This window comes from Pasteurella bettyae CCUG 2042 (genome assembly GCF_000262245.1).
Taxonomy (GTDB): domain Bacteria; phylum Pseudomonadota; class Gammaproteobacteria; order Enterobacterales; family Pasteurellaceae; genus Basfia; species Basfia bettyae.
The window spans coordinates 1-13,437 of sequence record NZ_AJSX01000013.1 but is presented as its reverse complement, the minus strand read 5'-3'; the positions used below and the strand labels follow the sequence as shown (position 1 = coordinate 13,437).

Sequence of the window (13,437 nt, the reverse complement as noted above, 5' to 3'; positions counted from 1 at the left end):
TTGGAGTACGTAATGCGGGGCATATTGGAGCGAGTGCTGGTGATGTGGTAATTGATACAAATGGTAGAGTTATTAACAAAAATAGTATTCAAGCAAGCCAATCTGTTGAGCTATTGGCAACTAAAAACATTGAGAATACAGATACTGCGAAGATTTTAGCCCATAAAGGAAATATCAAGCTGAATAGCAAAAAATCGGTTGAACAATCAGGGGTTGTTGGGGCGAAACAGCATATTAAGATCTCAGCAGATCGTTTAGCTCAAACCAAAACAGGTGAAATTCAAGGCGGTAATGTTCGCATTCAAGTAGCCGATACTGTAACCAATCGAGGATTGATTTCAAGCCGATAAGAAAATGACGATAAAGCTAAAAACGTTATTAAGGCGAAGACTATTGAGAATGTAGGAACGGGTCGGATTTATGGTGATCATGTGGCATTGCATGCAATTCAATTAATCAATCATGATGATAAAACTGATGTCGTTGCAAGCCCAATTATTGCCGCACGAGAGAGATTAGATTTAGGGGTAAAACAACTTACCAACCAAAATCATTTTTATTCAGGTAAGACCAAAGATGCTACTGCGTTATTTAGTGCAGGATCGTTACATATTGGAGGGCGATTAAATAGTGCTGATGAAGCAGAAGGTTCGGCAGAGGTAATTAATAATCACAGTGCATTAATTGAGAGTTTAGGCAAGATGACCCGCAATGTTCACAAAATCAATAATACCAATGATTTCTTTAAGAGTGAATTGCAGGTGGTGTCTGATAAAGCTGTAGATTGGTATTACATTGTGCCGAGTGGTGTGCCTAAATCCGAATTGCGTTTAGATAGACGTTTATTGAGCTGGTGGTCAAAATCTCGTGGACGTAATGGCTGGCGAGTGAATTCAAAACCTGAGGAGATTGAAAAACCATTTAATAATGATGTGCAATCTAATTATTTACCTGAAGCTAATCAATGTGTTGGCGGTGGTGTTGCGCCTAACTGCCAGCTCTCAGTACATTCCTATTATCTTCCTAAGGATTCAGCGTGGCAATATTTTGCAATTAAGCCGACTATGCGTGAGAATCTAGCTGAATTGTTGAATAATGCCAAAGTCCCAGTTGAACCTGTCGCCCCAATTAAGCCTGAAGCACCTATTAATGGGAATGCAGCAGCTCAACAAGCCTATGAAAAATTACTTGCTGAATATCATGCCTATAAGGCTTTGTATGATAAAGCATATCAAACCTATTTAACTGAAAAATCTCATTTTGAGAAAAAAGTGTTACCAGCCTATTGGCAATGGGTTAAAGACAACCAAAATGCCTTTACCCAACTCAATACAGCAATTTCTGCACATAACCAAAAATTTGCTTCACTTGCAGGAGTCGAATACAAAGATTACTGGGTAACGAAAATAAACAAAGAGGTTATTAAAGAAAATGTAGTTACTCAAAGTCAGGCTGGGGAGATTTTATCAGGCAGTGATTTAAGCGTGACTACTGATAAGTTTGTGAATGATAAAAGCCGTATTTTAATCGGTGGTCATTTTGCTTTAAATGGTAATTTGGAGATGAAACAGGAGCAAGGTCGGCAAATTACCGAAACTTATGGTGATAAGTATTATAGTTATTTAAAAAAACGTAAAAGTAAAACAGGCAGTTTTAAAAATAAATACAAACGAGTGAATACCTCTGAACAATCAGGCTTGTTAAGTAACCCTGAAAAAAGCATTACGTTGCCAGTTGCTCAGGTCTTTGATCAATATGATTTTGATAGCCATTCACTTGTGGAAAAACCAACAGGTGAGAGTTCGCCATTGCCAAGTTCTAGTCTTTATAAAATTAATCCGAATGCTGATAGCCACGTTTTAATTGAAACCGATCCTGTATTTACCGACAAAAAACGCTGGTTAAGTTCGGATTATATGTTCAATGCATTAAGACATGATCACAACAATGTGCAAAAACGGTTGGGCGATGGCTATTACGAGCAACGTTTAGTGCGAGAACAAATCAACCAACTGACAGGCAGACAATATTTAGGCAACTATACGAATTTTGATAGTCAATATAAGGCCTTGATGGATGCGGGGATAACTTTCGCGGAGAAATTTAATTTGCGTTTAGGTGTAACATTATCGCCTAAACAGGTCGCGCAGCTTACCTCGGATATTGTCTGGTTTGAAACAAAATCAGTACGCTTAGCAAATGGCGAAACGATTTCAGTCTTAGCCCCTAAAGTGTATGCAGTTGCACGCAAAGGGGATATTGATAGCCAAGGGACATTACTTTCTGCAAATAGCCTTAGCCTAAATAGCAATGCAATCTTGAATGAAGGTAGAATAGCTGGGCGTGAGTGGGTGCAATTTAATGCGATGCATTTGAAAAATAGTGGCACCGTCACAGGGAATGTAGTGACAGGCAATGTGAAAGGCAATGTTGAGAATATTGGTGGTACGATTGAGGCTAATCGAGCTATTTTATTGGATGTAGGCGGTGATTTTATTCACCATTCTACAACTCGAGCCAGTGATATTGATATGGCTGAGTTTAATCGGACAGAAACTGCGCTTGACCGCAAAGCGTTGCTACACGTTAAAGGGGAAAATGGCGCATTGTACATTCATGCTAACAATGTCAACATGGCGGGCGCAGAGATTATTAATGATGGTCAAGGCGAAACCTATCTGAAAGCCCAAAATCATCTTCATCTCACCAAGGTTAATGTGGGCGTTGATGAAAATATTGGCAGTGGAAATCATTATCGTAAGCAAAGTGACAAGAATCTGTGTGTAGTTGGTTGTTTTGCCAGCTTTCCGTATGGCTGTTTTCCTTGCCTTTGCCAACACTGCCTGATGCCTCAACACCCATTCCATAGCTGTCACCAGTAAAGCCAACAAAGACACCCACGCTTGTACTGTGATTTTTATCGGTGGTTTTGTTATCGGTGGTGTCCATGACCCCTTTGGACAAAATGCCTTCTTTGCCCTCAAGGTGTAATGTATCTTTTACTTTGGTATCAACGCCCTCCAACTCAACTTTACCGCTTTCTGAAATCAGTGAGACGTTCCCACCCTTCAGGTTGCTTTTAGCGTGCGTAATGGTTTCTGTTTGGCTTTCTCTTTCTTGTTTCTGGCTGCCAACACTCACCGCAATTTTCATCGCTGGATTTTCTGTAGCGGCAGTATTTTCTGTGAGTGTGTTATCAAGATTGCCTAGCGTATCTGCCACTTTACTCACATTTTGAGCCGCAATAATTGCATCTTCCGCCGCTTTTACTGCATAAACCCCTTTCAGCTTGTCATTTTGTGTTGCCTTGGCTTTCTGTACAGATTGATGTGCCGATTGCATCGCATTGGTGACTGGTGTACTCAGTGCAAGGCTTAATCCCGATTGACTAAATTCGTATTTATCAGTGCTATGAACAACATCTTTCCCAGCTTCCACTCGTACACCATTTTTGCCTAAAATGACCGCACTTTTATCATTAGCCACCATCACATCAACATTATTTGCTTTGGCTTGATGACCTGCTTTCACCATCACGTTGCTACTTTCACTGGCAAACGTATTACGTACTGTGCTTTGTATCGCACCATCAAGGGTGTTTTCTTGACGGATTTTTTGGCTACCAATCGTAAAGCCTATTTCTCCGCCGTTTAAAAATCCACTACGTTTGGTTTCTTTGATATGTTGCTCATACTGTTGATTGGTTGCTGTGCTTAAGTTCACATGATTACCCGCCGAAAGCAACACATCTTCATTGCGAGAAACCGCTAATACACTTTCTGCATTTAAATCATTGCCTGCCTGTAGCACAATTCCTTTGCCCGTTAGCTCTGTCCCTTTGTGGGTCAACTCTCGTTTATTATCATATTGTTTGGTCGTTTGACTTGCCACCACACTACCACTTTTCGTTTCATGAAACTCTTCATAAGCCGTTTGGCGTGTGGCGGTGCCTAATACCATATCATTTTCAGCCAAGGCTATCAGTTTGCCTTTAGCATCTAAATCTGCTCCTTCAGAAGAGAGATTCTTGGCTCGCAGCTGGACTTGACCATTGCCTGCAATATGGCTAACCACCATATAAGTTTGTCACTCATTCTGCTGGCAAACTAACCTTAGATGCAACTAATCTCAAAGCAGAGCATTGGAAAGGGGATGTTCATGCACTTGAAGCGAAAAGTCGCCAAGATGTGACAAACTACGACAGCCATCAAACTCAAGCCGGGGGAAGTGTTTCAACATCTGGAGCGAGTGCTAATGCTGCCTATAATTCAGCGAAACTGAACACGGCACAAGTAGAAAAGCAAACGAGTATGGAAATTGGCAAAGGGGGAATGGCGGTTAAAGTCCATAACAACACTCATCTTGACGGTGCCATTATCAGTAGCGAAGCTAACCAAAAAAACAACCGCTTGGAAACAGGTACACTCACCACAAGTGATATTCAAAACTACAGCGAACTGGAAACAAGAAGTGGCTCTATTAGCGGTGGCACGAATGGAATAAATCCAATGTCAGCGCTAAGCTTACTGGGCAATAAAAATGAAAGTGAGCAAAGCACCACCAAAGCGGCAGCGGGCAAGAATATCAATATTACACTGACAAAAGACCCCCATGGGGAAACGACACTTCAAAACCTCAATCATGATACCGAACATGCCAACCAAAAGGTCAAGAAACATGACATTAACGAAGCGAAAGAAACGCAAGAGTTAGTAAAAGGCATCGGCGAGATTGCGGAAAAGGCAATGCAGATTTATACGTACAATGAACGAGAAGCGGTTGAAAAAGCGAAGCTAGAAGCCGGTAAAGTGGCTACTCGTCTCAAAAACGAGGGAAAAAGTGATAAAGAAATCGCAGAGCATCCAGATTATGCCCCACTTAAAGCAGCTTGGGATAATAAACAAAAGCATTATGACGAAAACTACGGCACGGGAAGCACAACCAAACGCGCGGTAGATGCGGTGACAGCAGCATTGCAAGGATTAGCAGCAAAAGACATCAACCAAGCAGCGGTGGGATTAGTCTCTCCTTACTTAAATGAACAAATCAAAAAGTACACACAGAACGCCGATGGTACAGTAAATCCACAAGCGAACTTAATGGCTCACGCCTTACTTGGCGCAGTAGAAGCGGCAGCAACGGGCAATAACGCCCTAGCAGGCGCAGCAGCAGGGGCAGGCAGTGAAGTGGTCGCGAAGTTCATCACCGAAACCCTTTACCAAGGCAAAGCCAGCAAAGACCTGACAGAAGCTGAAAAACAAAATGTGGTATTCCTAAGCCAACTTGCAGGTGGTCTAGCAGCTGGATTGATTGGGGATAGTACACAATCGGTAGCCGTTGGAGCTGATGTGGGGAAGAGGGCGGTGGAGAATAATAGTCTTCATATCTCTAATAATGGGGTTGTTGCTAAAAATATTGATGATGGGGATATGAGTATTTATCAATATAATTTTTATTGTGTTGATAATACAGAATGTAATAAGAAAGATTTGGAACCATACCGGTCATCAAGAGAGAATGTTGGGGAGATTATGTTTGCTGATTCATTTATAAGTCCTGAAACAAAAAAAGATGTAGGTGTCATTTATTTAGGTCAAAGTATTGATGATTATATATATCAATTAGACACTAAAGCTTGGAATGAATTTCCTTTTACGGTTGCTTGGAAAAGTACTCCTAATGGAGAGTATGATATAAAATCAAATTATCTTGGACACGAAGGAAAATCCTATCATGGTTTCTTATTTCAAAGTAAATATATTTCATTAAGAGATGCTGGAAATATATTAGCTGGTATGAATGCAGCTGTTTTAGGCAAATCTTTTGATGAATTTCAGAAAATGAGTGGAGCTTTGCAGCAAGCTGGTACAATAGGGATTTTGAAACATATGGTTACTGGAAAAATATATGGTGATGAGCCTATGTATGGAGAATTAAAATATCAGTATTATAAAAGTAAATATGGATATGAACTAGGAGAAGAGAGAGTTAAAAATAAGAAATAAATATCATTAATATTTGTATTTTATGAGGGGGTAATATGTCATTCTCTATTGTTAAAAAACATATTTTAAAAATGTATGCTATTTTATTTTTAACAATTTTTTGTGGGTTATATTTCATATATTGCTTTTATGTCAATCCCAAGAAGATAGGATACTATTGTATCAATAAACAGTGTATTTCTATTATATGTTATTCAAAAGGAAGTGGAGTTAATTCTGTTAAATATGCAAGAGTTTATGACGGAATAATTCTTTTTAGATTTCAAGAAAGAAATAAAAGTTTTTCTGAGCTACTTATGGAAGATGATATTTTAATTTCTAGGTATTTATTAAATAATAAATTTGTTGTTTACGGTGCTTTACCAGTAATCTATGGTGGGGTAGATAATGTGGAAATTAGAGAAGCTGAGAGTTATATAGATAAAGGCAATCCAAATTATATATTATCAGGAGAGTTAAAGTTTAGTGATATATTTTAATTATTATTAATTAGCGCTAGATTTGATTACCTCTGAATTTGAAAATGTAGTATTCCTAAGCCAACTTGCAGGCGGCTTAGCAGCTGGATTGATTGGGGAGAATGCACAGTCGGCAGCCGTTGGGGCTGATGTGGGGAAACGAGCGGTGGAGAATAATTATTTATTCAGACACGAAGCCGAAGAGTTGGCTCGCTTAAGTAAAAAGCCTGATCAATGTTTAGCTCAAGGCGGCGATTGCTCTTCGTTGCAAGCAAGAATTAATGAATTAGGAGCATTAGATCGGGAAAGAAATAACAAATTGGATGAGGCCTGTCGCAATAAAATGACCGTAGAATGTGCTAAAGAGCTTGTTACGCTTTCTACAGCTCATTCTAGTTTCAAAGATTATCGCTCTCGAGAAAATTATAATCACTTGGTTGATGCTGAATTTCAAGAAGTATCCAGACTTCACGGTGAAATGCAAAGCCAAAGAATGGAAAATCTTGCTAAGCAGGCGTTAATGAAAATTTCTGTTGATGAACCTGTAGAAAATGCGGTTATTTTGACAGAAATTACGGTAAATGCTTTAAAAGGAGATGAAACAGCTAAAGAGCAATTAAGAAAAATTGGTAATGAAATTAAAAAGGTGGTGTTATCACCTATTGATACTCTATCAGAAAATACTCGGGCAGAATTAAAACAGGTAGATGAATTAGAAGCAGCAGGTTATCGAGATGAAGCTGATTTAATTCGGATGAAAGTTTATTTATCAAATGAATTGACAGCAATTAGTACACTTTCTGGTATTGCAGGGTTAGCTCATTCAGGTATAAAAAATGTTGGTAAATTAGCACTTAAAGAGGGGGCATTATCTAACAAAGTAGTTAATATTGAATGGGGAAAAGGTATTCAAAAGCAGGGTAAGGCTTGGGAAGAGTATTTACAAACCACTTCTCTTCCTGAAGGTACGTTGAATTTGAATGAAATTAAACCAAACTTTAAAACATTTGACCATCTATTGCCTGATGGCACAGCAGTGAGTGCTAAAACGATGGATACCGTAGGTTCTAAAACTTACCAAGATCCAAAACGAATTACTCATCAATTGAATAAGTATGTTGATGATATGGTGAATTTTAAGGGTGATGGTAAAGGATTTGATAGAATTTATAATAAGGATATATCATCTAAAGAAATGTATTTGGCAATTCCATTTGGTTCAACAAAAGAACAATGGAATGCTATCAACAAATCAATTGATTATGCACAATCACAAGGTGTGAAAATTATTGTTAAAGAGGTGAAATAAAATGAAACAAAGTATTCTTATTAAAAAAACAGATAAATTTGTATTAATTTATAGCTATTTAGTAGGTAGAATTCTTCGGGTGGATGCAAAACAACAAGTTAGTTATTCAAATACAAATATCGGTGATTTGGATTTAGGAAAAAAAATCAGAGAAAAACTTTCTGAGAGTCATAGCATCACAGAAGAATTGTTTATGGATATTTGGAAGCATAGAAATGAATTGGATGAGATTTTACAAAAAAAAGAAGAAGAAATTATAAAAAAATGTGGCTATAAAAATAAGAATGCGTTTCAGAGAGATATTTCTTTTCTAAGTGTAGATATACGAAATAATATCTTATTTATAACCCCACTTCATCAAGATGGACTAGATTCATTCGAAACAGTCAGGGATAAAGATGGACAAGGAGTGGAGTTTGAATACCCTGTCAATTTATCTGATGAAGAGTTAGGTAAAGCGGTTAAAGATGCGTTTGAATATTGCACAAGTATTTATAGAAAATGATTTTAAATCTGATAGTGTCTGTCTTGGTATAAAAGTGCGGTTAATTTTTAAAAATTTTGACCATTTATTACCTGATGGCACAGCCGTTATACAAAAGCTGGCAAACTAGCATTAAGCAAACCTCAAAGCAGAGCATTGGAAAGCCAATGTTAAGTCACTTGAAGCTATCAGTCGATAAAATATGACAGTTAGCAAACATATGAGACAGTTGTGACATTAAAGTATAATCTCAGGTGGAACGCTGAGATAGTCATACTAAAATCATCAATAATAACTATACTAAGTAGTATCCGCTAACTGCTATTTTAATATTAAATGTTATTTTTCTTTTTTAATTTTGCATAGTAGAAGCCATCACCGCCTTGTTCACTGGGGAAAAATTGTTTACCAATTTCGCCTTCTGCTTGTTCAAAAGGCAGTTGTTCTAATTGAGCATTCGGTGTTTTTGCTAGAAATGCAGTAATTTGTTGGCTATTTTCTTCAGGCAGTAAGGAACAAGTCGCATACAAAAGTATTCCATTAGGCTTTAGCTTCTTCCAAAGTGCTTCTAAAATTTTCTCTTGTAATTTGACTAGGGACTCAATATCCTGTTCTTGACGTAACCATTTGATATCAGGATGACGGCGAATTACGCCTGTTGCTGAACAAGGTGCATCTAATAAAATACGATCAAATTGTAGATCAGTTTTCTTACCTATCAACTCCTCTGCCGCTTGAGGGATCCAACTATCAGGTTGAGTAGCATCACCACAAATCACTACTGCTTTTTGTTGTAAACGTTGTAGGTTTTCTGTAACACGATTTAGACGATTCTGTTCCACATCTAGCGCTATGACTTTGGCTTGTGGAGCTTGTTCTAAAATATGTGTGGTTTTTCCACCTGGAGCAGCACAGGCATCAAGAATGAGTTCTCCATTTTGTGGTTCCAATAGAATTGATGACCATTGAGCATGTACATCTTGTACAGTGGCCCAGCCTTCTGCAAAGTGCGGTAGGTTTTTCACTGAAATGGGTTGAGTAAGGCGCAAAGCATAAGGATTTACATCAGTACAACTGGTTAATTCTTGTTCTGCTAACAGCAAAGTGCGGTAATTTTCTGTAGAACAATGTTGTTGATTAACACGAATCCACATGGGAGGTTTCTGATTATTAGCGTCCACAATTTCACGCCAATTATGTTGTGCCTGCATAGGGTAGGCTTTTTTCAATTTATTTACAAACCATTCAGGATGTAGGGTTTGCCAGTTTTTATCTACCACAGCGAGAATTTGTTCTTGTTCACGTAGGAAACGTCGTAACACCGCATTAATTAAGCCACGAAAATTTTCAGATTTTAATGGGGTCGTTGCATTGACTACCTCATCTACAGCAGCATGAGGAGGAATTCTGGTATAAAGAATTTGATATAAACCTACTAACAATAAACAATGTACGATACGGGTTTTGCCTTTTAGTTGTTTGTCTACAAGTTTTTTAATAATGTGTTCTAAACGCGGAAGAACACGGCAAATACCAAAACAAATTTCCTGTAGTAACGAGAGATCTTGAGGTTTGATTTGACTTTGTAACTCTGGAATTAATGCCGATAGCGATTTGCCTTGATCCAAAACTTGTAAAATAATCTGTGCAGATAATGCCCGCACAGAATTAACTTTAGTCGAACGTTGAGAGCGTTTATTTGCTTGGGACGGAGGATTTTTTTGACCTGAAAGTGCGGTCTTTTTTTGAGAAATTTTCATTATTCTAGACCTTATTCAAGTACTTTACCGACAGGGAACCAATCTGCACGTCCGTTTAATAGATCTTGTACCGACATTGGTTTTTTACCTGCTGGTTGAAGTTGTAATAAGTTCAGTACGCCTTCGGCTGTAGTGATTTGAATCCCCTTTTTATCTGCTTGCAAAATCGTGCCTGCTGGCTTTTCTACGTGAGGAAGTATGCTCGCTTGATAAACTTTTAACGTTTGTGAATGACCTTGTGCATCAGTGGTGCTAAAGTAACTCATTGGCCAAGGATTAAAGGCTCGAATACAACGTTCCAACTGTTCAGCAGAAAGATTCCAGTCTAATTTGGCTTCTTCTTTAGATAATTTATCTGCATAGTTACTTTGAGCATCATCTTGTTTTTCTGCTGGGAATTTCCCAGTTTCTAAGCCATCTAAGACATTAATTAATGCATTTGGAGCAAGTTCCGCCAGTTTGTTATAAAGGCTAGTGGATGTTTCATCTTTGGAAATATCGCAATATACTTTATGAAGCATGTCACCAGTGTCCAAACCTTCATCCATTTGCATAATAGTGACCCCAGTTTGGCTATCTCCAGCCCAAATTGAACGTTGGATAGGCGCTGCACCACGCCAACGAGGTAATAATGAACCATGTACGTTCAGACATCCTAAACGAGGCATTGCTAATACAGCTTTAGGTAAAATTAAACCATAAGCTACAACCACCATGATATCTGCTTGCAAGGCAGCTAGCTCAGCTTGGGCTTCTTGTTTGCGTAATGATTTTGGTTGATAAACTGCAATATGGTATTGTTCGGCTAATTGTTTAACCGCACTGGCTTGTAATTTTTTACCACGACCAGCTGGTTTATCAGATTGTGTATAAACAGCGATAACTTCGTGATGTGAATCTAGCAAGGCTTGTAAATGTCGTGCGGCAAAATCAGGCGTGCCAGCAAAGATGATTTTTAATGGTTTCATATTAGATAATGTGCTTCGTTAAAAATAAGGATGTGAGAACATCTAATAAAAGGTGGAAGTAATCCACCTTATCGAATTTATATAAGTTAAGCTTGGTGTTTCGCCATTTGCTTTTGTAATTTGACCAATTTTTCTTTTATGCGATTACGTTTTAGCGGAGATAAATAATCTGCAAAGACAATCCCATTTAAGTGATCAATTTCATGTTGAATACAAATAGCTAATAAACCATCTGCATGTAATGTGAATTCTTGACCTTGACGATTTAAGGCTTTCACGGTGACCTTTTCTTTACGTGGAACATAGCCACGGAAACCAGGTAAAGATAAACAACCCTCTTCAATTCCTGTTTCTCCTTCACCATCAAGTAATTCAGGATTAATGAAAACTAATTGTTCAGTTTTTTCACCTGTAATATCAATTGTAATCACCCGTTTATGTACGTTTACTTGTGTGGCAGCAAGCCCAATGCCTTCTTCCTGATACATGGTATCAAACATATTATCAATAAAGGTTTGTAATTCATCATTAAATTCAGTAACAGGCTCTGCGATCGTTTTTAAGCGCTCATCTGGATAAATAAGTACGTTTAATACGGTCATATTCCCTCTTTATTTGTTATCAAATTGTTGTATTAAGTCTGACTATTCTACAAGGTTTTGTAGGATTTTTTAACTAAAAAAATAGCTTTTCGTAGAATTGAATTGATAGGTGGAAACTTTTGAGTAGAACACCGCACTTTCTCTAGCTGTGAAAAGTGCGGTCTTTTTTAGCATTATTTTCTGAGCTTCACTTCTTCTACTGCATGGTCTTCACCTTTGCGTAAAATAAGGTTGGCACGTTCTCTTGTTGGAAGAATATTTTGTTTTAAATTTAAACCATTAATGCTATTCCAAATCTGTGTGGCTGTTTCAATAGCTTCTTGTTCAGAGAGTTTGGCATAATGTTTGAAGTACGAATCAGGATTACTGAAAGCACTTTGACGAAATTTTAAAAAACGACGAATATACCATTCTCGTAAAAGTTCTTCATCGGCATCGACGTAAATAGAAAAATCCACGAAATCTGAAACAAAGGTTTGGCGTGTTCTCTGAGAGCCTTTTTGTAACACATTTAAGCCCTCAAGAATTAAGATATCTGGACGATCAACTAAAGTAAATTGATTAGGAATAATATCATAGGTTAAATGAGAATAAATCGGCACTTTTACATTAGGCTTACCTGATTTAACATCAGCCAAAAATTTTATTAATTTAGGTGTATCATAAGAAACAGGAAAACCTTTTTTATTCAATAAATTATCCCTTTTTAATTTTTCTAAAGGATAAAGGAAGCCATCGGTGGTGATTAAATCAACTTTACGGGGCTCAGGCCAATTTGATAACAGAGATTGTAGAATACGAGCTGAAGTACTTTTCCCTACAGACACACTTCCTGCGATACTAATAATATAAGGAACATTTTCATTGTTTCGTCCGAGGAAACGATTCATGACCGTCTGACGACGTAAATTTTCTTCTATATAATAATTAATTAAACGAGTAAGAGGTAAGTAAATTGTACTCACTTCATCTAAGGAAAGTTCTTCATTAAAACCACGCAATGGTTGGAGATCTTGTTCAGTTAGCTTAAGTGGTACAGATTTACGTAATTCTGCCCATTGTTGACGATTAAAAGTCAAAAATGGACTGAATTTTTCTGTGGTTGGTAATGTATATTCTGGGTTCACGACAAATCAATTGAAAAAATAAAAGTATAGTAGCTAGAAATATACAATAGAAATGGTAATTATGCAGAAAATTTTACAGTAAATATCCAAAAATCTATCAGAACTCACATTTTTTGACTGAATATTAGGCGAATAGTAAAAAAATCGCAGAATTTTGAAAAAAATACTTGTCAGCGATAAAAATTCCCCTATAATACGCCTCACTTGCTTATGAGATGCCGACTTAGCTCAGTAGGTAGAGCAACTGACTTGTAATCAGTAGGTCATCAGTTCGATTCCGATAGTCGGCACCATTCTCTTATAAACAAGTTTTCATTTGTGTGGAGGGATTCCCGAGCGGTCAAAGGGAGCAGACTGTAAATCTGCCGGCTCAGCCTTCGAAGGTTCGAATCCTTCTCCCTCCACCATGTTTTATGAAAGTATTCCAGATTTGATGGGACAGACGAATTTAGAACAGCGGGCATCGTATAATGGCTATTACCTTAGCCTTCCAAGCTAATGATGCGGGTTCGATTCCCGCTGCCCGCTCCAGGCGCTGATATAGCTCAGTTGGTAGAGCGCACCCTTGGTAAGGGTGAGGTCGGCGGTTCAAATCCGCCTATCAGCACCATTTCCAAAGTTTCCAAATTCCTAATTCTCCTCAAAACTAAAATTTAATTTTCTACATTTGGTTAATGTGGTATTATTGAACCATCGATAACCGTGTTTGTTTAGAGGGACTTCT

The 13,437-nt window shown here is 37.9% G+C and carries 10 protein-coding genes, 4 tRNA genes and 1 pseudogene; 10 read left to right on the top strand and 5 right to left on the bottom strand.

From position 1 onward, the window contains the following. Both HMPREF1052_RS11325 and HMPREF1052_RS11690 read left to right on the top strand, forming a co-directional pair. A partial coding sequence (locus HMPREF1052_RS11325) for a hypothetical protein (RefSeq protein WP_005759527.1) occupies positions 1-350 on the top strand: 350 nt, incomplete at its 5' end. A gap of 81 nt (positions 351-431) precedes the next feature. Continuing rightward, positions 432-2,882, top strand: coding sequence for an S-layer family protein (locus HMPREF1052_RS11690; protein ID WP_005759539.1), 2,451 nt, complete (start codon positions 432-434; stop codon positions 2,880-2,882). Here HMPREF1052_RS11690 and HMPREF1052_RS11630 read toward each other — a convergent pair. Then, positions 2,803-3,153 (bottom strand): annotated as a pseudogene (locus tag HMPREF1052_RS11630) (hemagglutinin repeat-containing protein); the annotation flags it as partial. The gene HMPREF1052_RS11690 and the pseudogene HMPREF1052_RS11630 overlap by 80 nt on opposite strands. Positions 3,154-4,187: 1,034 nt before the next feature. Between HMPREF1052_RS11630 and HMPREF1052_RS03080 the strand changes: the two are divergent. The 4 genes from HMPREF1052_RS03080 to HMPREF1052_RS03065 are packed head-to-tail and all read left to right on the top strand — an operon-like array spanning position 4,188 to position 8,277. Beyond that, positions 4,188-6,005 (top strand): VENN motif pre-toxin domain-containing protein, encoded by a 1,818-nt coding sequence (locus HMPREF1052_RS03080; protein ID WP_005759537.1) that lies wholly within the window; start codon positions 4,188-4,190, stop codon positions 6,003-6,005. A 35-nt stretch (positions 6,006-6,040) separates the two neighbouring features. Continuing rightward, positions 6,041-6,484, top strand: coding sequence for a hypothetical protein (locus tag HMPREF1052_RS03075; RefSeq protein ID WP_196793373.1), 444 nt, complete (start codon positions 6,041-6,043; stop codon positions 6,482-6,484). A 22-nt stretch (positions 6,485-6,506) separates the two neighbouring features. After that, positions 6,507-7,772, top strand: coding sequence for an endonuclease toxin domain-containing protein (locus tag HMPREF1052_RS03070; RefSeq protein ID WP_005759535.1), 1,266 nt, complete (start codon positions 6,507-6,509; stop codon positions 7,770-7,772). 1 nt (position 7,773) lies between these two features. Then, positions 7,774-8,277 carry a contact-dependent growth inhibition system immunity protein gene (locus tag HMPREF1052_RS03065; RefSeq protein ID WP_005759524.1) on the top strand — a complete coding sequence of 168 codons (504 nt, stop codon included), beginning with the start codon at positions 7,774-7,776 and terminating at the stop codon, positions 8,275-8,277. A gap of 311 nt (positions 8,278-8,588) precedes the next feature. Here HMPREF1052_RS03065 and rsmB read toward each other — a convergent pair whose 3' ends face one another. From rsmB to coaA, 4 genes are all read right to left on the bottom strand, one after another. Continuing rightward, positions 8,589-10,016, bottom strand: a complete 1,428-nt coding sequence (rsmB, locus tag HMPREF1052_RS03060; protein WP_005759521.1) for a 16S rRNA (cytosine(967)-C(5))-methyltransferase RsmB — start codon at positions 10,014-10,016, stop codon at positions 8,589-8,591. A gap of 11 nt (positions 10,017-10,027) precedes the next feature. Next, complete coding sequence (gene fmt / locus HMPREF1052_RS03055; RefSeq protein ID WP_005759532.1) at positions 10,028-10,984, bottom strand: methionyl-tRNA formyltransferase; 957 nt, start codon at positions 10,982-10,984, stop codon at positions 10,028-10,030. An 86-nt stretch (positions 10,985-11,070) separates the two neighbouring features. Further along, positions 11,071-11,586, bottom strand: a complete 516-nt coding sequence (gene def, locus HMPREF1052_RS03050; protein ID WP_005759541.1) for a peptide deformylase — start codon at positions 11,584-11,586, stop codon at positions 11,071-11,073. A 173-nt stretch (positions 11,587-11,759) separates the two neighbouring features. Continuing rightward, complete coding sequence (gene coaA, locus HMPREF1052_RS03045) at positions 11,760-12,713, bottom strand: type I pantothenate kinase (RefSeq protein WP_005759529.1); 954 nt, start codon at positions 12,711-12,713, stop codon at positions 11,760-11,762. Positions 12,714-12,930: 217 nt separating this feature from the next. On the opposite strand from coaA, the gene HMPREF1052_RS03040 reads away from it, so the two are divergent. The 4 genes from HMPREF1052_RS03040 to HMPREF1052_RS03025 all read left to right on the top strand — a co-directional run bounded on the left by HMPREF1052_RS03040 (position 12,931) and on the right by HMPREF1052_RS03025 (position 13,323). Next, positions 12,931-13,006 (top strand) — tRNA-Thr (locus tag HMPREF1052_RS03040). Between the two features lie 29 nt (positions 13,007-13,035). Next, positions 13,036-13,120 (top strand) — tRNA-Tyr (locus HMPREF1052_RS03035). Positions 13,121-13,169: 49 nt separating this feature from the next. Next, positions 13,170-13,244 (top strand) — tRNA-Gly (locus HMPREF1052_RS03030). Positions 13,245-13,247: 3 nt separating this feature from the next. Further along, positions 13,248-13,323 (top strand) — tRNA-Thr (locus tag HMPREF1052_RS03025). The last annotated feature ends 114 nt before the right edge of the window (positions 13,324-13,437 follow it).